This is a genomic window from Paraflavitalea sp. CAU 1676, assembly GCF_029223285.1.
In the GTDB taxonomy this organism is placed as follows: domain Bacteria; phylum Bacteroidota; class Bacteroidia; order Chitinophagales; family Chitinophagaceae; genus Paraflavitalea.
Window position 1 is genome coordinate 193,697 of the sequence record NZ_JARHUJ010000004.1, and the last position, 22,798, is coordinate 216,494.

Genomic DNA, 22,798 nt, shown 5'->3' on the forward strand with positions numbered 1-22,798 from the left:
TATTCAGCCGGCAACAACCCATTTTTTTCAGCCATTTGTGGATAAGATTATTGCTGCACGAATAGTCTGCGTACTTCCAACAGCTTGAAATCGGGCAGCGGTGGTGAATATTCAACCCGACCACCCGTAATTTTTTGATAGTACAGAAGAAGTGCCTGGCTTGGGGGCCCGGCAAAGTAGATATTCTTGTAGACAGGCGCTTGGCGGATATCGGCTACGCCAAAGGCTGCCTGCAAGGCGCTGCTTCTTGATTGTACCGGATGATCCAGGAAGAGGATGTTCTTAAAGGAATATTGCGAGGGATTGGCGAAGCAATAAAAATAGCCATAGGCTTCGTCATTGTTCGTGTTGATGAACAACCTATCCGGCCGCGACGACATCTCTTGGTACATTGATTGAAACCTGCTAAACTTTTCTGCATTCTGCTGACTAGCCTTTACGGTGCGTACCAGGGCCCATGCGCCAAGCCCGATGGCTAAGGCGAACAGACCGATAGGCTTTAACTTATTCCTGCTTTGGGAAACCGGTAGCATGGTGGCTGTGCAAGCGGTGATCGTAAACAATACAGCCGGTATAAAATAAGCCGGCATCTTCCGGTACTGCTGCATATAAACAATAGCGGCGAGGCCGGTCAGCAAACTGGTTGCGGGGACTATCCATTGCGGCCTTTGTACACATACCGCCAATAACGCCAGTAGCAACACGGCGATCATGAGGCGGTGGTTGACAAAGTTCCAGTGCCAGGTGTTGGTGCTTAGCAGTTCTTTAACAGGCATAGGGCCATTTGTCGTTTGCGCCAGCGTATGCAGGGTAGCTGCATTGGGAAAACTGGTGTCGAACAACAGGAGCTCCCTGAGCATGGCGACTTCCGTTTTGTAGGGCGATTGCTGTAAAGCCTGCTGGTCTTTATGGTAATTGATATTCGCGTATTTCGCCGCACGATATTGTTCCTCCTGCTCCCAGGCACTACATTGGGCTGTATAGTGGCTGTACTGGTTTTGGTACAGGAACCAGCAAATGATCACCGTGATGGCGATAGAACCCCATGCCTTCACTTTGTTGCCGATGCCCGGTACCAACAGGAAAAAGGGGGCGGCAACGACGATCACGGGAACAATCGTATGAAACCTGATCAGCGCAGCAACCAGTAACAGCAATACGCCAGCGCTCCCGTAAAACTTGTTCAGCTTCGTTTCCGATACAGACTCCCATATCAGTAGCAGGCTGGCCAGGGTGGCTACAATAGAGGTAGAAGACTGGTTGAGGTATAACAGCATCCAGCTGCCAAACACCAAAAACAGCAATAGGTAGCTGATGGTCGCTATATAAAAAGAGGTACGCCTGAAGAGTACCAGGAGTACGCCAATTCCCGACAAATATTGAATCATCACCAGCCAAACCGAATACCAGTTTACCGATGGAAATTGTTGGTACAAATTCCTGATGGGAACGCTGATGAAGTAATGGGTGCCATACAAAAAGGGTGGGCAAATCGAAGTATCCTTTCCATAACCGCCGGCCAGCGTTTGCATGATATTGAGATCATCACCAGATAGGTATACCGGGCAGGTGAACGCCAGGATTATCCCAAACAGCCCGGTATTGATCAGCCAGGCGCTGGTCAGCGGGTGAAGCTTCAAATATGGTTGCGTTGGCTGTCCTGGCATCTTGCCGCTCATTTAATTGCAATGGTATTCAATTGATCAATGCGGTATGTATACCGTCGAATCTTTTTTCAAAGGAATGCGGGCATGGAAATACTTGTTGAACAACAGGGGGAACGTATTGATCGCGGTGACCGAATCGCTGAGGGTAGAATATTCCTCATCAGGAAAGTACACCGCAAAAAGATTGTTGAATTCAAAGGATCTCAGTTCTTCCTTCCTGAACCCGCGGTAACCATGATCGCTGATCAACAATATGATCCTTGGCCGTGCGGCATCGCGCTTTAGCCTTACTGCCAGGTCTTTGATATAGGTATTGGCATATTTAAGCTGCGAAAGGTAATTATGCATTGATCCCTGGGATTTGAACCAGATAGAGTCGGGCGTTAAGCGGCCGGTGCTGTCGTAAAAATAAGGGTCGTGTGGAAACAGGAAATGGGTGAACACAAACCGCGGGGTTTGGTTGGCCTGTCCCGAGATCGCTTTGATGGCGGAATAGTTCTGGCCGATCTGCTCCCGTTGCTGCGCCGCAAGGCTGTATTCTTCTTTTACTTCATCCTCCGGCTTATACCAGCCAAAATTCCAGCCAATATCAGTGCGTGTGCGTTTGGGCAGCGTCTGTGACAGGATGGTTCTTTCCTTACCGGCCAGGTATGTCATGTTGAGGGCCGGCTTTTCTTCCGACAGCGGAAAGAAAGACTGATTGATGATCTCGTATTTGTTTTGCCGCAATACTTCCATCACTTTATTGGGCCGCATACGGGCAATGCCTTCGCTGAATTCCGGAATATCGGCCATATTGGGCACCGATGCGTGAAAGTCCATATTGAGCATACTGCCGAGCGAATAGGGTGTGAAGTTGTAATTGCTTCTTGCATGACCGGCGACAAAGAAATGCTGCTGCCGCAGGAAACTGTCGAGTCCGCTGTTATCATAGCCCCAAAAGTCTTTCAGCGTGCGGGAGGCGGAATAGCCATCGAACACCACCATATAAATATCCGGGTGCTGACAGGTATCGCAGATGGCCGATTGGAAGTCGGCATCTTTGCTGTAGTTGGGGCCAAACCGGTTGCTCAGGGTGCTGCTGTTGACGATGATGCCCTTGCCAATCTCGTTAATGTTGAAAATGACCAGTAATATATTCAGGTAAAGGAACAGGTTGTGAAATGGATGCTTCGACCGGCGCAGCAACCAGAAAATGATGGCGCCAATGATCAACAGGAACGGGAGCAGGTAAGTGTACGTGGATAAAATTGGCAGGTACCGCTTGAAGAAGTCCAGTATACTGCCAAAGAACAGGTACACGACTGATGCATACAGCGCCAGCAAGGCAAATTTCCGTTGCCTGGGCCACAGGTAGCCAAACAATAAGTATAGTGCAGTATGTATGCCGATGATGGTAAGAGAAGTAGGTATGAAGAGGTCGCTCCACAACAGTAGGTTGAAGTAAGCGTTGAGGGTGCTAAAAAGATAAAATAACGCGACCAGAAGTATAAACAATGGTTGCTCGCTGAAAAACTTCTTCATCTTAAACAGGTGGTCCTTGGGTCAATAAATCAGTTCTTTCTTTTCATCAGGTACAGTATCCGGTGTGTGCCGGGTACCGGGCGGCGATCCTCCAGGTTAAAATACCGGGAGAAGCACGCTTCAAAATGCTCCTGTGTATAGTCTCCAAACACATCTTCCCGGCTGCTCAGCATTTGCTGCACTTTATCATCCTGTTTGGGTACAAATTCGATGATCAGCAGGGGGGCTATATCGTTGAACCAGGCAGCCAGCAATGGCAGTGGAATGTTCTTGCCGATCACCAGGTGATGTACGAGCGCCAGTGCCAGCACCAGGTCGGTTTGAATGCGATCGAAGAAGGAAGCCCTTTCCCGGTTGTGAAAACCAACGGCCGGTGAGGGATTGGCCACATCGAGGATCAGGGGAAGGATATTGGCTGTTTTGTTCCTGCTCACTTCGCGGTACAACCGGCTGATGCATTGCCCGTCTACATCGGATGCCACCACGTCGATGCCCTGAGAAGCCAGTATCCGCGAAAAATAGCCGTCATTGGCGCCGATGTCCAGCGCTGTGCGCACGGTTAACCCCGAGCAAAAAGCACGGAACAGCTTTTCCTTTTCCTGCAGGTATTCCTGGCTCAGGATGGTATCATCGTAATAGTTATTCCAGGTGGTTTTGTACGTGCGTTCGCCGGGAAATCTTTGCAGGATGGTGTCCAGGTGGCTCAACAGGTCGAGCAGCTTTTTTTTCTGGAACTGCACAGCATTGGCGCCGGGCTTTTTGCCGCGTTGCACGGTGTTCTGCAGGTACACGTGCAACCACACGCCGAGGCTGAGGTTGCTTTTCCAGGGCAGTAAGCGGGCGGTTACATCTACCGGAATGCCGTCGATGTACACGCTGAGTATCTTTTGAACGTCCTTTTTGAGGTAGTGTTCGAGGTAAAGAGGAAACAGGAAGCACTGGCAAAACTGCCGGTAGGCTACCCAGGGTTTGGCGGCGTCGTACAGGTCGAACGAGAGCGTGTCGATGAATACGGGCCTGCCTCCAATGAACTGAATATTGAAAGGGGTGGCGTCTTTGAGGATCATGCCGTGGTTAAGGGCCAGCCGCATGATTTGCAGGGTCAGCAGGGCGGCATCGCGCAATTGCTCAAAGCTCCACTCGTAGGGATAAGAAATAAAAGGAATGGTGTCGGGCTGCAAGGTCTTGTACCAGTCGGGCGAACCGGTGAGGTTGCTGTCGAGCTCCGTGTGGGTAATCAGTAACTGCTTTGCGGTAAGTTGCTTGTACAGGCCCGAGCTCATGAGCTGATCGTACGCCGTTGCGTATGACCGGTTTACCTGGCGGTACAGGGTACCACCGGCCTCGAATATAAAGCCCGATGGGTCTTTGAAGGATGCTGGATGCTGGTGGTAATTAGTCATTTACGGTATCGTTCCCGGGCGTATCGTCCTTTTTGGGCCTGAAGAAAAATGCCTTCACCCGCCACCAGATGTTCTTGAAGTAGAACAAAGCTCCCAGAATGGCAGCAATGATGGCCTGCACAAGGTAACTGCCGCTACCCGGATCTACGTACAGGAACAGATCGGTTAATATCATAGGTAACTCAGATTCGTTTTAGGCGATAAAGTTAATAAAGTCTCATACATGAGGTGTATCGTTTGCTCTATATCGCTTTTGTGCAGCATTTCTACTGTGGTATGCATATAACGCAAGGGAATGGAGATGAGCACAGAGGGGCATCCGTCATTGGCATAGGCGAATGAATCGGTATCGGTGCCGGTGCTCCTGGATACGGTGCGCAGCTGTACAGGGATCTTTTTCTTTTCTGCCACATCCTGTACAATGGTCAGCAGTTTGTTGTGTACTGCCGGACCGTAGGCGAGGGAAGGCCCTTTGCCGCAGGCTACATCGCCTTCGATCATTTTGTTGACCATGGGTGTATAGGTATCGTGCGTTACGTCGGTAATGATGGCAATATCGGGTTTGATGCGGCGGGCGATCATCTCTGCACCACGCAGGCCGATCTCTTCCTGCACGGCATTCACCACATACAATCCATATGGCAGGGTTTTCTTGTTTTCCTTCAGCAGGCGGGCTACTTCGGCGATCATGAAACCACCAATGCGGTTATCGAATGCGCGGGCGATATAGTAGTCGTTGGCCAGCTCATCAAACCCATCCTGGTAAGTTACTACAGAACCAATATGGATACCGAGGTCATCCACTTCTTTGCGGTTACGCGCGCCGGTATCGAGGAACAGATTGTCTACTTTGGGTTGAGGGTCCTTCACGTCGGGGTTGCCGAGGCGGGTATGGATGGCAGGCCATCCGAATACGCCTTTTACCGGTCCCTTCTTGCCGTGAATGAATACGCGCTGGCCGGGGGCTATCTGGTGGTCGACACCGCCATTGCGCTTCAGGTACAGGAGACCTTCGGCTGTAATATAGTTCACGAACCAGCTGATCTCGTCGGCATGCGCCTCGATCACTACTTTAAAAGGGGACTTCGGGTTGATAATACCTACAGCGGTACCGTAGGGGTCAACAAAGGTCGTATCCACATAAGGTTTCAGGTACTCCAGCCATACTTTCTGACCACTGCTTTCAAAACCTACCGGGGAGGCAGTATTGTGGTAGTCTTTCAGAAATTGCATGGAATTCTTCGTAATTACCGATTTGGATGCGGAAGTCTCCTTTTTAGCCATATGATATCTTTAGAATTTCAAATGTAATTAAATCTGAAGTAAATAGCCTCTAATCCCTAATCCGATTCCGGGTCTGCCGTCAATCGTTGGGGAGACGGGTGAAAACGAATCAATCGGATGATTAATTATGGCTTAGCAAAAAAATGGGATGCTATTACTGTCTGATAATAACGATCTGCTCGGTGGTGAGCGTGTCGCTGGTATTGCCGCCTCTATCCTGCAGGGCAAATCGAAAACGTATCGAGTCGGGTACTTTGCCATTGGGCTGACTGGCGTCGCCATGAGGGCTCTCAGCGTCGACGAGATAGCCGTTGTAGGCCAGGTTCAGCAGGATCTCTCCGGTCATCTTGGACGGGAATTTGGGAATCATGATATAGAAAGAATCGCTGGTGCGTTTGTTGCCAAAGTCGCCGTCTATTTTGTTTAACCGGTCTCTCTTCACGTAGAGCGAATCGTCGACATCGCCCTCTTTATCGCTAAATTCCAGCGTAATTTCCAACGGTTGATTCGGCTGGATCTCTTTCGTGCTGAGGTATTTTAATTTTATGGAGGGTTTGGTCTCAGGTTTATCTTTGCCACAGGCCAGTATCAACAATATGCCGGCACAGATGGTTATATATCGCATATTTTTCATGATTGTGTACAAATTTAACCGCTTGCGGTTTAACAATATGATATGAATTGTGAACATGAAGATAAAGTTTTTTCAACGGACGATACGAATTTCGAAGAACTGGCAGTAGAGCTGTTTCATTTTCAGTACCAGCACAATCCTGTTTATAATCAATACGTAAACAGTCTGCCGATCGTTGGGGCCTCCATACGGTCACTGGCCGAAATTCCGTACTTGCCCATCCAGTGTTTCAAGAGCCATACGATCAAAACGACCCGCTTCGAACCGGAAGCCGTTTTTGAAAGCAGCGGCACCACCCAGTCCATCAACAGCCGTCATTATGTGAAGCACCTGGAGCTGTATAAACGCAGCTTCTTGACGGCTTTCCGCCATTTTTATGGCCCGGTGGAAGACTGGTGTGTGATCGGCCTGCTGCCATCCTACCTCGAGCGCCGCCACTCATCGCTGGTGGTGATGGTGGATGAGCTTATCCGCCAAAGCAGCCATGCCGCCAGTGGCTTTTATCTTTATGAACACGAAAAGCTGGCCGGCGTATTGCAGGAGCTGGAAGCCAGGGGGCAAAAAACGATCCTCATAGGCGTTACCTTTGCCCTGCTCGACTTTGCTGAAAAATTCCCCCTCTCGCTGAAACATACCGTTGTCATGGAAACCGGAGGCATGAAGGGCCGCCGGGAAGAGATCACCCGCCTGCAGGTGCACGATATCCTGAAGGCGGCCTTGAAGTTACCCGCCATCCATGCCGAATATGGTATGACGGAATTGCTTTCACAGGCCTATTCGGCCGGCAATGGCATCCTGCATTGCCCATCGTGGATGAAAGTGCTGGTGCGCGAGGAAGATGATCCCTTTGCGGTACATAAGGCCGGCACCGGTGTGCTGAATGTGATCGACCTGGCCAATGTTTATTCCTGTTCCTTTATCGCCACTGAAGATGTAGGGCGTGTGTACAACGATGGCAGCTTCGAAGTGCAGGGGCGTATGGACAACAGCGATATCCGCGGTTGCAGCCTCATGGTAGCCGGTATATGAACCGGTTTTTGATGCAACGTTTTCCAGTCACCAACTATCAATAACCAAATTAAATCGCTATGAAGCAAACCATTTTCGTGCTCGCAGGCATGGCCATACTCGCATTGCATTGTGGAGTCAATAAGAAGCAGCCTTCCAAATCATGTGTGCAGGGAAAGATCATCCGCATCAGCTGCGCCAGTTATGTAGTACAATCGCTCAACGTGGATACGCTCGGCCAGGACGGCTGGAAGAACATGATGGATACCACCCAGGTGTTCGACAACGTGTTTGATGTAACCAACAAATGTAAACTGCCAAACGATCTCAAGGCGGGCGATACCATTTACTTCACCGTACAACCCACACAACCTTCCGACTGCGTGAGTTGTATGATGTTCGATGGGCCGCCCACGGTAAAATATGATCTGCAAAACGTTTCCAAACAGCCCTGCCAGTAATTAGCGGTAAGGCGCATCGAGTAAATCCGAACAGGGAATGGTACATTGACGGGTGTGGCTTTCAAAGGCCAGTTCTATCATCCGTACGGTATTATATCCATGTTCGGGTTTTTCTTTGAGCGGAGCGCCCAGGCGAATCGTATTGTAAATATGCCGGTAATAGCCGCTGTAATCTCCTGCCTTCGAGGGCATGCGCTCTTTCACCAGCTTGCCATCGATCTCCGTATGCAGCAGGCCGAAAGTGTCTTCCGCTTCCTTACCCCAATCATCGCCCACCGGCAGATCGCCGGCGCGTAGCCTGGCTTCCTGCGGATCTTCTCCGTACTTGATAAAAGACCCCACGGTGCCGTGAATCATATAGCGAGGCCCCGGCTCGCGCACGAGCATGCCAGCATGCAAGATCACTTTGGTGAAACCATAATTCAACCGGATGTCGAAATAATCGTCCACTTTGGCGTGGGGCCGTTGCTGGCGGATATCGGCAGTGATCGCTTGCGGTAGCCCAAACAGGTACAATACCTGGTCGAGCAGATGCGCACCCAGATCAAACAGAATGCCGCTGCCCGGCAACGCGTGCTCACGCCAGGCCTGCGGGCGTGCCTCGGCGCGGTAACGGTCATAATGGCCTTCAAATTCATGTACCTCGCCCAGCAGCTTCTTATCGAGCAGGTCGCGGATCGTCAAGAAGTCGCTTACATAGCGGCGGTTCTGGTAAACACTGAGCACCTTGCCCGTGAGGGCTGCCAGGTCTACCAGCTCTTTTGCTTCGGCCGTCGTATTGGTAAAAGGCTTTTCCACCACGACGTGTTTGCCCGCCAGCAAAGCCGCTTTGGAGTAAGGGAAATGTGTATCGTTGGGGGTAGTGATCACGATGAGGTCGATGGTAGGGTCGTCTACCAGTTCCTCGATGGTGCGTACCACCTTGACAAAGGGATATTTTTTTTGTGATTCGTTTTTCGTTCTCTCCAGTACAGCTACCAGCTCAAACTCGGGCATCGTTACAAAGAACGGTGCGTGAAACACGGTAGCAGAGATACCAAAACCTACTAAACCTACTCTGATGGGTTGGGCCATGCTGTAATTTTTGGCAAGATAGCCAATTTGAACGCCTCACGCGCCATCCCGCCTTACACGAAGAGATCGAGGATCAGTACGCCGATAAGGCCCATAATGCCCACAATGGTTTCCATCACCGACCACGACCTGATGGTATCGCGAATGCTGAGGTTGAAGTATTCCTTGTACATCCAGAAGCCCGAATCATTCACGTGCGATAACATCAGGCTGCCGGCGCCAATAGACAACACCATCAGGTTCGGGTTTACGTGCAAGAGCGGCATTACAGGAGCAATGATGCCGGCCGTGGTGAGCCCGGCCACGGTGGCCGAGCCGATACATACCCTGATGATGGCGGCGATCAGCCAGCCCAATACCAGGGGATGAATGTCCCAACCCTTCAGCAGGTTGGCGATCTCGTTGCTCACGCCGCTGTCTACAAATACCTGTTTCAGGATGCCGGCGCCTGCCACGATCAGCACGATGAGGGCCACCTCTTTCACGGCCTCTCCAAATATGTCCATCACTGCCTTGATGCTTTTACCCTGTGCTATACCCAACGTAAACACGGCAATGATAAGGGCCACCAGCATCACGATATTGGCATCTCCCACAAAGGCCAGCAAAGCGCTGCTCTTTTCATCGGTGTTGATGAACCAGGGCAGCACGGTAGTGAGCGCCAGCAGGATCACTGGCAGCAGAGAAGTGAGGAAGCTGTTGAACGTGCCGGGCAATTGATGTTCGGGTATATGTTTTGGTTGAAAGGTTTGCAGCGGCTGGGAAGGGATCTTTTTCAGGGTGCTGGCAAATACAGGACCGGCTACGATAATGGCGGGGATGGCCACCACCAGACCGTACAACAGGGTGAGGCCCAGGTTGGCATGGAACTGGCCAGCCAATGCGGTAGGAGAGGGATGCGGCGGCAAAAAGCCATGGGTTACCGACAGCGCGGCCAGCATCGGCAGACCGATGTATACGGCCGGTAGTTTGTATTGATAAACCACCGAGAAGATCAGGGGCACCATCAGCACAAAGCCCACGTTGTAGAACAAGGGAATGCCGGCCACAAAGCCGGTGATCATGAGCGCCCACTGGATGTACTTTTCGCCGAAGGCCCGCATCAGTACCGAAGTGATCTTCTGCGCCGCTCCGCTTTCCACGACCAGTTTACCCAACATAGCGCCCAGCATAATGATGATCGTGAGCGAGCCAAGTGTATCGCCAATGCCTTTCTGCACCGATTGGTTGATCTTATTGAGCGGAATACCCAGCCACCAGGCTGCGAGGATCGAAATGATCAGGAAGGCCAGGAAAGGGTTGCATTTACCCCAGGTGATCAATAATATCAGGAGCAGGATGCATAGCAGAACAATCAGTATCGTCATATTTGAACTTTAGCAGGGATTACTTGCTGACTAATTTAGTCAATTATCCCAACCCATGGCCTGGTAAATGAATTGCTATCACTAACTTGTTACAGCGTATGGATTCGCTTACACATATCGTATTGGGCGCCTGTATCGGTGAAGCGGTGGCAGGTAAGCGGCTTGGCAAGAAAGCCATGTTCTGGGGTATCCTTACACAAAGTCTGCCCGATATAGATTTTATAGCCGCCTTCTGGATGGGGCCGGCCGATGAGCTGTTGGCCCACCGGGGCTTTACGCATTCCTTTCTGTTTATAGCTATCGTAGCGCCGCTGCTGGCCCTGGCGGCCGACCGCTGGCACCGGCCGCACAATTATACCTGGCGCAAATGGACGATCTTTTTTGCCATCGAAATGTTGGTGCATGTGTTGCTCGACGCGTGTAACGCCTATGGAACCGGTTGGTTTGAACCTTTCTCGCACTACCGGGTGTCGTTTCACCTGCTGTTTGTAGCTGATCCATTATTTTCGATCTGGCCGGCTATCGGATTTTTGGTCCTGTTGTTCTCTCGCACCGGTTACCGTGCACGGCGTACCTGGGCCACGGCTTCCGTGGCCGCCAGCGTAGCCTATATCGGCGTAAGTATGATCAATAAGGCAACGGTCGATCGGGAAGTGAAAGCCATTGCACGGGCCGAAGGCATTGGCTGGAAACGTTATTTCAGCACGCCTACGCCGCTCAACAACATGCTGTGGTTTGTGGTGCTGGAAGACAGGCAGGGGTACCATATTGGTCACCGGTCGGTGTTCGATAGGGCCGGTGATACCTCGCTGCTGCATTACCGCCTGCGGCACGATGATTACCTGGAGCCCTTAAAGGACATGGAAGACCTGCACCGCCTCATCCGGTTCTCCCAAGGATACTATATCATCGACCGCTACGATAGCACAGTCGTGTTCAACGATCTCCGCTTTGGGCAGATCATCGGCTGGCAGCATCCCGAAGCCCGTTTTGTGTTCCACTATTTCCTGCAGAAGCCCGAGGAAAACCTGCTCGTGATACAGCGGGGGCGGTTTCGCAATTGGGACCGCGACGCCATCCGTTTCTTACTTCGACGCATTCGCGGACTTAAATGACCTTTGTTTGAAATAGAAGGTGAAGAGGAAGAAAAGGACCCGCACAACCTGGTAGCAACCATGTTGAAACAGACGCTTGAAGAAATTGTAGCGGGTGCGGAAGTCTTCTTCGGTAATGCGTTCGCAATCTTCCCGGATAATGCATTCTATCTCCCCTTGCATAGATCTTGCAATAGCTTCCTGGTGCACATCGAGGTTAAGCTCGATGCTGGCAAAAGCACTTATGTTGTTGACGTTGTAAGAGCCGATGGTACACCATTTGCCATCGTAGGTAGCTATTTTAGCATGTAGTACACTGTGGTTGTATTCGTATACCTCGATATTGTTCTTAAAGATCCAACGGTATATATAGCGTTCGGCATGTTTGGCCAGCTTCACATCCGAAATACCCGCCAGCACCAGCCTGATCTTCACACCCCGCCGGGCTGCCCGGGCCATTTTCTTACGCAGCAGCATACCAGGTAAAAAGTAACTCGACATGATGTAAATGTGCGATCGGGCATCTTTGAACATTTCAAGATAGCTGGTGGTGATCTGACTGCGTTTCTGCACCCAATCATTGCGCCGCAGGCGGATGGGGCATACTTGTTTAATACGTTTTTCCGGTGCATCAGCCTGCCACAACAAACTACGGCGGTCTTTCCGGAAGCGTGTCCATAGTTCGAGGCTTACCCGCACCAGTTCGGGTACAATGTCCCCTTCACTGTAAAGGGCCCAATCGAGCCAGGCAGGATGACCAAAGCCGTCATTGTATTTGTTGCTGATATTAATGCCGCCCACCAGGCTATGCCTGCCGTCTATTACCAGCAGTTTATGATGCAGGCGGCGGCCGAAGTAAAAGAAATCACTTTTCAGGATGGGTTGAAAGTAGCGGAACCGGATGCCTGCTTCTTCCATCGTTTTGATGAATGGTTTCGACATGTTCTGCGATGCATATCCATCGGGTAGCAGGTATACTGCCACCCCACGTTTGGCGGCGGCCATCAGCGCCTCCGCCACGGCACGGCCCGTATCGTCTTCGTCATAGATATAGACCTGCAGGTGAATGAACCGTTCAGCCTGTTCTATTAGCGACAACAACAGGGTAAAATATTCCTTCCCACCCCGGATCAGTTTCACCGTGTTATGTTGAGTATAGGAAAACGAAGGCCTTGTTCTTACCAAAGTCATAGGCTACAAGCTATTAAAATAATCCATTCGGCTATCAGCCGGCTTTTTAACACATTGGAGATGAGCATTGTTTGCAAATCAGATGCCGTGGTTGGCGGCTGCCTCGCCAGTGCTCCTGCCTCGCCGGTTCCCTTCCCCAATGCAAGTGCTTGCCGGCATCATAGGGGGCCTTTCCGATTAGTAGTCTCCTTGCCGCCGCCTTTCCTCCTAACAGACATCTTTCCACCTCGCCGGCGACCACCTGCCCGGCTGCATCACGCTGACCGGTCCGGAATTCTGGCTGCGTGCTATCATGCTCCCGAATACGTCACTGTTCCGGCACAGGACTTGTTCTATATCAAAAAATGTATCGTGTACGTTGAATGCCTTAATGCGGATTAGTGGTAACCTCTTAGGTGTTTTTATTTAGGTTGTCCATAACTGCTATATTTCCGATGGGTAGGCGATTGTGGCGAATGAAGGTGATAAAGCATAGCTATGGATATACAATTAATGTTGCGTGATAATGAACCGGTATCCTTTTCGAAAACTGTGCCGGGACCGCTGGCACGCTTGCAGGTGCCGGGTGCCATGCCACAATATGCTTCGGGCGAGTGGGGCAATTTCCTGTTTTATGAACAAACTGGTCCGGATTTCAGTATCTGGTACAAAACCTACCAGATGAAGCAAAGTATTTGCCTGCATGCAGTGACGGAGGCGCCCATGTACTCTTTGTGCTTTGCCATCAATCGTTCTTTTCGGTTTCAGCAGGAAGGCATGTCCAAAACACGTTTGGCAGAAGGAGAATTCAATATCCTATACGGAGCTTCCCTGCACCACCAGCTTTGGCTCGAGAAAGGTAAGAAGTATACGGTTTGTGAAATACAATTCGCGCCTGCCTGGCTTCATCGGTTAGGCGGCAGCTATAGCCTGGTTGATGAGTTCCTGTTCAAAACTTCGTTGGGCTTTTCAGGTCAGTTGAACCCCGTACATGCCGCCATAACGCCCGATATTCTTACGATCCTGCAACATATGCGCAACTGTCCATTTACGGGCGATGCTAAAAATACCTGGTTGCAGTCGTTGTTGTCGCGCCTGCTCCTGCTCACCGTCACAAAGATGTCGATGAGCAGCCAAACTGCAGCCGGATGGAAGTTGCAGGCCCATGAACTGGCTAAAGTGCGCGAAGCACGCGAATATTTGTCGCAGCGTATCGATCAGCCGGGCACTGTTATGGAACTGTCTCATACGATTGGATTGAATGATTTCAAATTGAAGCGCAGGTTCAAGCAAATGTATGGGGTCACTATATTCGAATTCCTCCTGGAGGCACGTATGGAAAAAGCAAAAGGGCTGCTGCTGGAAACCAATATGACAGTGCATGCCGTTGCTATCAGCGTGGGTTATAAGAATATCTCGAGTTTTACTGTGGCCTTCAAGAAGAAGTATGGAGTGCTACCCAGTACGATGCAACGTAGTGGTACTGATCAGTGACGGGTGAACATACTGCAAATGGAGAAAGGTTGTTTAGTTGGTTCCGGGTTCTTGCGTGGCGGATGGATTATCGCCAAAAAGGCGTCTGGTAGCTTTGTCGAGACGTTCTGCTGTATTGAATTTACTATAGTTGACAAGTTCCTGGTAAAGTGTGTCGGGCTCATTCAATTCATCGATCAGTAATTGATTGGCAGGATGTTCCAATAACCAGCGCTGCAAATCCGGTGAAGCAGCTGCTTCGGTGGCGGAGCACAGCGCATGAAGGATCAGACAGGCTGTGCGGGAAACTGGTAAAAATTGTTCTTCATTCATCGGAATACAAGTTAAATATAATTCAGTGGCGAAACATGTATGATCTGAGGGTTAGTCAGTCTGCAATGCAGGTCCGCCGATTGGGTCGGTTTAACCAGGATGAGGAAGAGAGGGGCGTAGTTTATCTAATAATGGATCGGGCAACCGGATTCAATGCCCAACTTAGATCGTCCAGCTATTATTATAACAACTATATCGGCATTTCGTACTAAAGGAAAACCGGAAAATTATTATTAAAATTTTGCCGGGCCCTTTGGATGATAATGGTAACTGGGTATTGTCGGGGATGATATAATTGGTTATGACGCTGGTTTATAACGGGAAAGCAAATATGAAAAGAATACACTTTGTAGCTTGTGCTGGAAGGGGCCTAATGGTTTACTCTTAAGGTGATAAAATAATTGAGTTTATAGTCAATTATGGAAATTTTTATCCGGCTAACATAAACAAGCAGGTCAATTCGGTTGGATATTTAGGTGGCAAAGAATAGTATGTTTAACGGCGGGCTGCAGGGCATTCGCTGCTCCTGCGCCGGCTTTGAAAAGCGGTTGAATGATAGGAACTCTTCTTACAATCCGGGTGTATGGCTGTGGTAAGTAGTCTGTTCGTGTTAACGAGGCCCTGGTTATGTTTAGGTTAGAGGGTCAACATAACTCGTTGGGTATACATCGAACTAACTGTGTTATTTCCCCTGCTCTGTCGCTCCTGGCAGTGGAGATCATTGGGTGATCAAGAGGTTTTACCCGCCAGCACCCGGATTATAATACAAAAGTTCATCGATGTCGGTAAGACAGATGAACTTTTATAAAGTGAGGGTTGTAGAAATCTATGGTGTATCCCTTTCGGGACTATCAACAAGTAAAAGGAAAGCCAGGTAAGAATACCCGGCTGTGGGGATTCCTGCACCTCTTCTGTACCCTGAAGAGGGCATGATGCACATGAGGAAACATAGTGAACACAGTTCACATTCGTTTAATCAATCGCCTTATGATTTGGCTAAGGATAATCAGTTCTTACGAGTATATTCGGAGGCCAGACATGCCGGCACGTTGAAAGCAAATTGAAAGGGAGAGTAGAAACACTCCCTTGTTGTGACCCAACCAAACAGTCACATGAGATCAAAACTAACTGTTATAGTAGAACAGTGTTTGCCATAAGATAACAGTAGCTTCGGACTCTCTATGTCAAGTATCTTTAAGACTTACTTTTACTACACAATCCATGCTGATTATTCTCACTTTTCTGACAATCATATAGAGACTTTATGGTGATCGTCGCCCTCGCAGCATGCTGTACTATATAGAAACAACTAATCAGGCATTTTGTACTAAAGCAAATCAAAATATATTTTCAGGAACTTTGTAGGCGAGCTACTAAAGGAGCACAATAGGTGCTGTAAATGACAGGGTTGAAGTATAGATCTTGCATGGATTATTTTTACGGCTTCCTATGAGCAGCTATGCATAATGGGTTGCCTGTACGCATCAGCCAAGCAGCTCATTGCTATCGACCTTGGTACGCAGTAATTGCAAACCCCTGGCTTTTTGGTTTCTGACTGTGTTGACAGATATGGCGAGTTTGTCGGCGATTTCCTGGTTCTTAAGGCCCTTTACATAACTCATCTTTAAGATGGTACGGCATTGAACAGGTAACTTGTTCAGCTCTTTGTCGATCACACTCAATACCTCGGCCCGGATCATTTCATTCAACACAAAGCCTTCCTTTTTTTCTGATAGGTAAAGCAACTCGGCCTGCGATTGGTTGTCGCGATGTGACTGTTTGATAATGTTTAAACAGGCATTTCGGGTAGAGATGTACAGGAACGCCTTGATACCTTGTTCCGTCTCAAAATCAAAACGTTTGTCCCAGAATTTCATGAAGGTTTCTTCTACAATGTCTTCTGCCATCAGTTGATCTCTTACCAGCCGCTCGGCAAAGTAACAGAGCGCATTGTAATGTTGGTCGAAGAAAAAGGCAAAGGCCTTCGGGTTGTCGCCTTTCAGCTCGGTTAACATGTTTGGGCTCGTGCAGGTTTCCTCTTGATACATCAGCGTCGGATTTTTAAACGGTTTAAAGAAATAACGTACAATGAGCCATCGTTAATGGCCCGATCCGTTCCGGGTAGGGCAATACTTAATCGCCACCGGATTGGTGATAACTTTACTGATGGGAATGCAAGGACAAGTGATGCTCGAATACGAGCATTGCGCTGCCAGACGAACTATTCGACAGCAAAAAACAATTCATTCACCAGGAGTGCCCGTTGAACTACTGCCTAATGAAATCTTGCTACCAGAGAGCTTTCTTTACCAAAAAAAAGAGGAGGAGGAATACTATTTCAAGAACAAGTTTACAAGTATTATTCAATATATCAAAATTACCTGTCATCTTTTACTTCCACAATACTGACCTTTAACGGGTATAAATAGTCAATGGTTAAACGATCTTCGGCAATCAACCGCCTCCATTGAATTATTCGGAAGTTTCAAGCTCGTTTATTAGAAAATAATTATCTGTCGGCCCGTTATATCACCAGATTGCTTAAACGTTGTAGCATCGTTGACCACTTCCCGATAAGTGTATATTATACATTGTTTACAACTGGTGTTGCAGTTCCGGCAGTAAGGGTTCTCGTGATGGTTTTTGTCATGATCCTGATATCCAGCCAGATAGATGCATTGCGGATGTAGTACAGGTCGTACTGGTAACGAAGCACCGCATCAGTCCGGTCGCGTACAGGGCCATGATAGCCACCGATCTGCGCCATGCCGGTGATGCCGGGCTTCACCAGGTTCCTCATCTTGTAGCGGGGGATGATCTCGGCAAAGCGGCGACAGTCGGCATGCATATGCGGCCTTGGCCCCACAATACTCATGCTGCCTTCCAGTACATTCAGGAATTGTGGAAGCTCATCAATATTGGTTTGCCGCAACCATCGCCCCAGCCGGGTAACGCGCAGGTCTTCCGGATCGGCCGGCAAACTGTCTGCCAGTTCGTTCACCACCATCGTACGGAACTTATAGCAGACAAAGCTGCGCCCGCCCCGGCCAACCCTCTTTTGGCGAAAGAATACCGGTCCGGTTGAATCAAATCGCAATAACAGCGCTACCAACGGCACCAGCCAGCTCAGTACGCCCGCGATCACGACGATCGATAGCACGATGTCAATGATCCGCTTCAGCACGAAGTAATGCCGCTTGCGGGTAATATAACGCCTGATCGATGGACTGCTTCGGGTCCCGGTTTTATCAATAGCAACGGGTGCCAATAGAACATTCATGCTAAATTGGATATGCTTTTGGGAAGAAGGAGAGTAGTAATGCCGGATATCAGATGGAGTTGGCTATAGAAGCAACCTTTTTTAACCAACCCCAGTATTTTATTGGAAATACGTTCGCCTCATTAAAAAAGTTGCCTGCATGTATGCACTCGATCACCCAGCCACTAGTACCCGGACAACGCTGGCTTATAGTGTACTGAAAACCCTGGCCTGGTTCGATCTTTTTCATTACCCGCTGACCGCCGGGGAGATCTTGCATTTTTCACATCGTACCGCAACCATTGAAGAGCTGCAACCCTTGCTGCAACAATTGCTCAGGGAGCAGGTCGTTTTTTATGTCGATGGGTTTTATGCCTTACACAATGAAGCAGCCCTGGCAGCACGGCGAAGAAGCGGAAATGAAAAGGCAACCGTTATGCTGCGCAAAGCCCATCGCATCGCCCGACTGCTGCAGGGATTTCCCTTTGTGAGAGGGGTTTGCATATCGGGTTCGTTGTCCAAAAATTTTGCCGGCGACAATGCCGATATAGACCTCTTTATCATTACCAGCGCCAATCGCCTCTGGCTGGCACGTACTGCCATGCATGCGCTCAAGAAATTATCGTATTGCTGGGGCGGACAGCATGACTTTTGTATGAATTACTATATCGATGAAGAGGCGTTGCTTATCCGCGAGCAGAATATGTTTACCGCCATCGAGTTGCTTACGCTGATGCCGGTTTGCGGGGACGATAGTGTGCAGCGTTTCTTTGCAGTCAACAGTTGGGTACAGGACTACCTGCCAGCCTACCGCGGTAAAAGCCCTGTCTATCCCTCTAGGGGGAAAGGTAGTTGGTTGAAACGGTCGATCGAATGGTTACTTAACCTTTCAGCAGGCGAAGCGGCAGACAACTACCTGATGCAGCTAACCTCCCGGCGGTGGAAGAAGAAAGAATCAGATCAACGACAAAACATACAAGGAGGAAGAATGGGATTGGTAACCGGTAAACATTTTGCCAAACCCAATCCGCAATATTTTCAACGGAGGATACTCGACGAATACCAACAGAAATTACAAAAACTCTGGGCAATGGTCGATCGGGCCGATGTTCCTGTCTTGAAGTAAGGATCACGCCGGCTCGGATAAGTGCTCACCTCAGTGGGCTCAATTTGCCGGCCAGGCTACTCCCTTCCGGATATACCTTTTGCCTCAAGCCGTGGCCCTCCACTTAAGCCGTACTACTTGCTCAAACCGTGGCGTTCCACTCAGCACGAACTACTCTCTCAAGCCGTGCCCCTGCGTTCTTCCACACGCATATTTCGCTGCGCCCAAACCGACCGGAGCTTAAACATTGGGATGCGGAACAGGTTGGCCAGTGGATGCTTCAAGGCACGGTGATAATACATTTCATTATTGATCATCTCGATAGCATAATCATAATACCGGCGGTTGTACGTGCGCTTAAAATCGATATCGCGGTCGGTACTCGATTCCCATTCCAGTTGTTGCACAAAGCGATCTTCCACTTCGGCATAAAGTGGGGTTCCCTTGATAGGGTAAGTTACAGTAATCGTGAAAAGATCGGGCTCGGCCGATTTCAGGTGATGAACCGTTTCAAAAATATCTTCCTTCGTTTCTCCGGGGTAACCCACCATGATAAACGTACCGGCCTGTAAGCCATGATGGCGGGCCAGCCTGATCATATCACGTACCTGCCCCACTTCCACCCGGCGGTCCATCAGGTCGATGATCTTCTGTGAACCACTTTCGGCCCCGATCCACACCCGGAAGCAGCCACTGGCCTTGAGTTTCAAAATAACCTCTTCATTCATGCGGTCGGCCCGGGTAATACATTCATACGGCATAACCAGGTTGCGGCTGGTCATTTCTTCGGCAAATTCATCGAGCCACTTATGGCTTACGGTAAATACGTCATCCACAAACCAGATGCTATCTACCGAGTAATGCAATTTGATCCAGGCAATTTCGTCGGCCACGGCTTGCGGGCTACGCCGGCGATAGCTTTGTCCATACACGGCGCGGCTGCACCACTTGCAGGAGTAAGGGCAGCCCCGCATGGTACTTACCGAAATGGCATTGGTGCCATGTTTCTGCTTCCAGGCGTCGAAATAAAGTTGCAGGTCAACCTGTTGCCGGTTGGGCATCGGCAACTCATCGAGATTTTTTAGTTTACCGCGTTCCCGGTTTTGTCGCACGCCATTTGTTTCATCCATATAGGCGATGCCATCAATGGCGGAACGATCACCCTCGCAGCCACCTTCCACCCATTGCACCAACTCAAGCATGGTTTGTTCGCCCTCCCCCAATACCAAAAAGTCGGCCTGCTGCTCGAGGAATTTTACCAGGTGATTGCGCACTTCGGGACCGCCTAATACGATCTTTGTATGATCCAATGCCCGCTCGCTCCTGATGAACCGGATAATGCGCAGTACATTCAGTTTGGTCATCAGGTTGGTATAAATGCCCACCACGGCAGGTTTGTCTTCGAGCAGGGTAGCGCACAGCTTTGCGAAAGAAGAGAACGTACTGTCGAATACACGGTTTGAATAGCCGTGTTGTTCCAGGTAGGCGGATATATATAAGATACCCAGGGGAACATAAGGCCGCATAATGGCTTGTTCCTTCTCATCTTCCCCGATAAAATATCCGTGGGTAAGCAGGATATTCATAACAATTCCTTTTTTAAAAGTAAATAGGTGTGGTCGGCGAGTGAGCTACAAACAGAAAACTGTTGCAGTTGATTTTCCAGTTTGCTCAACAGCGTAAAAACCTGGCGGTGACGGCGCATCGCAGGCTCCATATAAGAAGGCGGGATGAATAGCCCTACCGGTCTCCTCGCTTTGAGTTTGAATGCCGGTAGCTCGCGGAGAAACCGGCGTACTGAATAATAGTGTATTTCCTGGTGTACGTCGTCGTTCAGGCGGGCCAGTTGTGGTTTATGCGTCCAGCGCCGGAAGGCCTGGCGCAGGTTGGCCTTTGTAAGAAAGTAGCAGGTCTCCCACCAGCAATACTTCCCAAAGATCACAGCCGCGAGGTGTCCATCGCGCCGAAGCAGGGATGCTACAGATCGGCCGAAGGTTGACAATTGTCTGGGATCAATGCAATTAAGTCCGGCGAAATTGGAGAAGACTAGATCGTACTGCTCGCCGGCAAGGGTATAGCTGAGCGCTTCAAAAGAACAGGTGATGAATTGTGGCGCTGCAATAAGACTGTTGCCGGTTAATCCCCTATGTGCATCCATTGCCATGCCGGTTATCCGGTTTGCTTCCGCTCCGCCATCAATCAATTTCATCCTGGCCTGTTTGATCATTGCGGCGCTTTGGTCGGTGGCGGTTACAGTATGTCCCATCGAAGCCAGCCACCAGGCATCGTCGCCGGTACCGCAATTGATCTCCAGTATCCGCAAGGGGCCCCGGTTGGCCAGGAAAGCCTGCAACCAGCTCCGGCTGGCATTTCGTTGAGCCTGCCCGGTGAGGCTTTGGCTGAACGACACATCGTAGCCGGCAGCCAGTACATCAAAAGCGGCTGTTTCATTCATACGATAGTTTTTTCAATTGCCACCGCCCGATGAAGGTGCGGGGCAGGTAGAGGCAGGCGGCTGCCACTTTTTTAATATCGCTCAGCTTAACGGCAAAGGGATTGCGTATTGCCTGCCTGAAGGCAGCCCATCCCTGCCAGGTGCGGTACACGTGGTGCACATGCCGGTGCAGTTTCTTGTAGAAGGCAGGTGGATAGGTGTTCCTGAACATCAATTGCAGTTCGTCCGAATCGGCCCAGTTGGATTTTGCCTTCAGATCATTCTTCACGCGTTCGTAGAAAACCGTACCGGGTAATGGATAGGAAACAGAAATGCCCAGTTCGGCCGGCATCAGTTGCCGGATCATGTTGATCGTTTTACGGATATCTTCCTGGGTTTCGCCGGGATAGCCAAACTGTATGAAGAAAGAGGGGCGTATGCCGTGTTGCTTGAGCAGCCCGGTAGCCTGGTGTATCTGTTCGATGGTAGTGCCTTTATCCATCGCGTCGAGTATTTGCTGCGAACCGCTTTCGGCGCCCATCCATGCGTTTTCGCAGCCAGCGCGCGCCAGTGAGCGTATATAGTTTTCCTGCACCAGCAGATCGGCACGCGATTGAATCTTGAAACGAAGCGGTAATTGTTCCTGTTCGGTAAGGGAGGCAAATTCCTGGACCCAGCCGGGCTTTAGGCCGAAGATGTCGTCGCAAAACCAGATATAGTCAAACTGGTAACGTTCTTTCAATAGCTTAAGTTCCTGCACCACATGTTGAGGCGACCTGGAATTGTAACGATTGCCATAGATCGGTTTGGCGCACCAGTTACATTTGAAAGGGCAGCCGCGCGTAGTGGCAACGTTCATAGAGAAATAACCCGTGCTCTTTTGCCACATGGCCCGGTAAGGCGCCATATTCACCAGGTCCCAAGCTGGTAGGGGAAGACTGTCGAGATCCTTCATCACAGGGCGTTTGCCTGTTTTTACATCCGTGCCTTTTTCGCGATAGGCAAGTCCGGGAATGGAAGTAATTGAAGTGCCGGGTGTATCGAGTGCCTGCACCAGTTCAAGCAAAGTCATTTCGCCTTCTCCCAGGATGATGTAGTCGGCCCCCTCATCGAGGTATTGCGCAAAATGATCAGTGGAGTCGGAGCTGCAGACGATCACGGTACAGCCTTGTTGCCGCGCGAGTTTGCTCATGCGGAAGGCTGCTTCCCGCATATTGGTGAGGCACATCTTGGTGAGGTAGTTGAAGCCATCGTCGTACAGAACGAAGACGTCGGGCCTGAAGTTTTCCAGCAAAGGCAACACTTCATCGGGCCCCTGCGCAAACATGGTATCGAACAGGGATACTGCATAGCCATGTTCCCGCAGCAGCGATGCCGCATACAGCGTGCCCAGGGGGGCATAGGGTTGTCCGGTATCCCATTGCTTGGGGTCGTAACGCAGGAAATAGGAATGGGAGAATAATAACTTCTTCATAATCCGTTCAGGGCAACAGCCATCGGCTGCTGCA

The 22,798-nt window shown here is 50.0% G+C and carries 20 protein-coding genes; 5 read left to right on the top strand and 15 right to left on the bottom strand.

Annotated elements, in window-relative coordinates; all coding sequences use genetic code 11:
• Positions 1-47 precede the first annotated feature (47 nt).
• From P2H89_RS13815 to P2H89_RS13840, 6 genes are all read right to left on the bottom strand, one after another.
• Positions 48-1,640: a hypothetical protein gene (locus P2H89_RS13815; RefSeq protein ID WP_275827707.1), complete on the bottom strand. Its 1,593-nt coding sequence runs from the start codon at positions 1,638-1,640 to the stop codon at positions 48-50.
• 63 nt (positions 1,641-1,703) lie between these two features.
• Positions 1,704-3,191 carry a sulfatase-like hydrolase/transferase gene (locus tag P2H89_RS13820; protein ID WP_275827709.1) on the bottom strand — a complete coding sequence of 496 codons (1,488 nt, stop codon included), beginning with the start codon at positions 3,189-3,191 and terminating at the stop codon, positions 1,704-1,706.
• A 29-nt stretch (positions 3,192-3,220) separates the two neighbouring features.
• Complete coding sequence (locus P2H89_RS13825; RefSeq protein WP_275827711.1) at positions 3,221-4,594, bottom strand: hypothetical protein; 1,374 nt, start codon at positions 4,592-4,594, stop codon at positions 3,221-3,223.
• A complete protein-coding gene (locus P2H89_RS13830; RefSeq protein WP_275827713.1) occupies positions 4,587-4,769 on the bottom strand; it encodes a hypothetical protein in 183 nt (60 codons plus the stop codon). The genes P2H89_RS13825 and P2H89_RS13830 overlap by 8 nt, the downstream gene beginning before the upstream one ends.
• Positions 4,766-5,878: a M42 family metallopeptidase gene (locus P2H89_RS13835; protein WP_275827715.1), complete on the bottom strand. Its 1,113-nt coding sequence runs from the start codon at positions 5,876-5,878 to the stop codon at positions 4,766-4,768. The genes P2H89_RS13830 and P2H89_RS13835 overlap by 4 nt, the downstream gene beginning before the upstream one ends.
• Positions 5,879-6,032: 154 nt before the next feature.
• Positions 6,033-6,512 (bottom strand): hypothetical protein, encoded by a 480-nt coding sequence (locus tag P2H89_RS13840; protein WP_275827717.1) that lies wholly within the window; start codon positions 6,510-6,512, stop codon positions 6,033-6,035.
• 42 nt (positions 6,513-6,554) lie between these two features.
• Here P2H89_RS13840 and P2H89_RS13845 point away from each other — a divergent pair, with 42 nt between their 5' ends.
• A complete protein-coding gene (locus P2H89_RS13845) occupies positions 6,555-7,541 on the top strand; it encodes an acyl transferase (RefSeq protein WP_275827719.1) in 987 nt (328 codons plus the stop codon).
• Between the two features lie 59 nt (positions 7,542-7,600).
• Positions 7,601-7,981 carry a hypothetical protein gene (locus P2H89_RS13850; protein ID WP_275827721.1) on the top strand — a complete coding sequence of 127 codons (381 nt, stop codon included), beginning with the start codon at positions 7,601-7,603 and terminating at the stop codon, positions 7,979-7,981.
• Here P2H89_RS13850 and P2H89_RS13855 read toward each other — a convergent pair whose 3' ends face one another.
• The gene (locus tag P2H89_RS13855; protein ID WP_275827723.1) at positions 7,982-9,055 is read right to left on the bottom strand and encodes an oxidoreductase; all 1,074 of its coding nucleotides are present in this window, start codon (positions 9,053-9,055) and stop codon (positions 7,982-7,984) included.
• Between the two features lie 53 nt (positions 9,056-9,108).
• The gene (locus tag P2H89_RS13860; protein WP_275827725.1) at positions 9,109-10,422 is read right to left on the bottom strand and encodes a gluconate:H+ symporter; all 1,314 of its coding nucleotides are present in this window, start codon (positions 10,420-10,422) and stop codon (positions 9,109-9,111) included.
• A gap of 98 nt (positions 10,423-10,520) precedes the next feature.
• Between P2H89_RS13860 and P2H89_RS13865 the strand changes: the two genes are divergently transcribed.
• A complete protein-coding gene (locus P2H89_RS13865; protein WP_275827727.1) occupies positions 10,521-11,537 on the top strand; it encodes a metal-dependent hydrolase in 1,017 nt (338 codons plus the stop codon).
• Here the strand turns inward: P2H89_RS13865 and P2H89_RS13870 are convergent.
• On the bottom strand, positions 11,508-12,656 hold the full coding sequence (locus P2H89_RS13870; protein ID WP_275827729.1) for a phospholipase D-like domain-containing protein: 1,149 nt from the start codon (positions 12,654-12,656) through the stop codon (positions 11,508-11,510). The two genes, P2H89_RS13865 and P2H89_RS13870, sit on opposite strands and share 30 nt — an antisense overlap.
• A 528-nt stretch (positions 12,657-13,184) precedes the next feature.
• On the opposite strand from P2H89_RS13870, the gene P2H89_RS13875 reads away from it, so the two are divergent.
• Complete coding sequence (locus tag P2H89_RS13875) at positions 13,185-14,180, top strand: AraC family transcriptional regulator (RefSeq protein WP_275827731.1); 996 nt, start codon at positions 13,185-13,187, stop codon at positions 14,178-14,180.
• 33 nt (positions 14,181-14,213) lie between these two features.
• Here P2H89_RS13875 and P2H89_RS13880 read toward each other — a convergent pair whose 3' ends face one another.
• The 3 genes from P2H89_RS13880 to P2H89_RS13890 form a co-directional block, all read right to left on the bottom strand.
• Entirely contained in the window at positions 14,214-14,492 is a 279-nt protein-coding gene (locus P2H89_RS13880) for a hypothetical protein (RefSeq protein ID WP_275827733.1), read from the bottom strand.
• Positions 14,493-15,976: 1,484 nt separating this feature from the next.
• A complete protein-coding gene (locus P2H89_RS13885; RefSeq protein ID WP_275827735.1) occupies positions 15,977-16,507 on the bottom strand; it encodes an RNA polymerase sigma-70 factor in 531 nt (176 codons plus the stop codon).
• A gap of 569 nt (positions 16,508-17,076) precedes the next feature.
• Positions 17,077-17,772 carry a sugar transferase gene (locus tag P2H89_RS13890; RefSeq protein WP_275827737.1) on the bottom strand — a complete coding sequence of 232 codons (696 nt, stop codon included), beginning with the start codon at positions 17,770-17,772 and terminating at the stop codon, positions 17,077-17,079.
• Positions 17,773-17,911: 139 nt separating this feature from the next.
• On the opposite strand from P2H89_RS13890, the gene P2H89_RS13895 reads away from it, so the two are divergent.
• Positions 17,912-18,877 carry a hypothetical protein gene (locus tag P2H89_RS13895; protein ID WP_275827739.1) on the top strand — a complete coding sequence of 322 codons (966 nt, stop codon included), beginning with the start codon at positions 17,912-17,914 and terminating at the stop codon, positions 18,875-18,877.
• A gap of 158 nt (positions 18,878-19,035) precedes the next feature.
• On the opposite strand, the gene P2H89_RS13900 is transcribed toward P2H89_RS13895, so the two are convergent.
• The 3 genes from P2H89_RS13900 to P2H89_RS13910 are packed head-to-tail and all read right to left on the bottom strand — an operon-like array spanning position 19,036 to position 22,764.
• A complete protein-coding gene (locus tag P2H89_RS13900) occupies positions 19,036-20,442 on the bottom strand; it encodes a radical SAM protein (protein ID WP_275827741.1) in 1,407 nt (468 codons plus the stop codon).
• Positions 20,439-21,311, bottom strand: a complete 873-nt coding sequence (locus P2H89_RS13905) for a class I SAM-dependent methyltransferase (RefSeq protein WP_275827743.1) — start codon at positions 21,309-21,311, stop codon at positions 20,439-20,441. The genes P2H89_RS13900 and P2H89_RS13905 overlap by 4 nt, the downstream gene beginning before the upstream one ends.
• Positions 21,304-22,764 (bottom strand): radical SAM protein, encoded by a 1,461-nt coding sequence (locus P2H89_RS13910; RefSeq protein ID WP_275827745.1) that lies wholly within the window; start codon positions 22,762-22,764, stop codon positions 21,304-21,306. The genes P2H89_RS13905 and P2H89_RS13910 overlap by 8 nt, the downstream gene beginning before the upstream one ends.
• Positions 22,765-22,798: the final 34 nt, after the last annotated feature.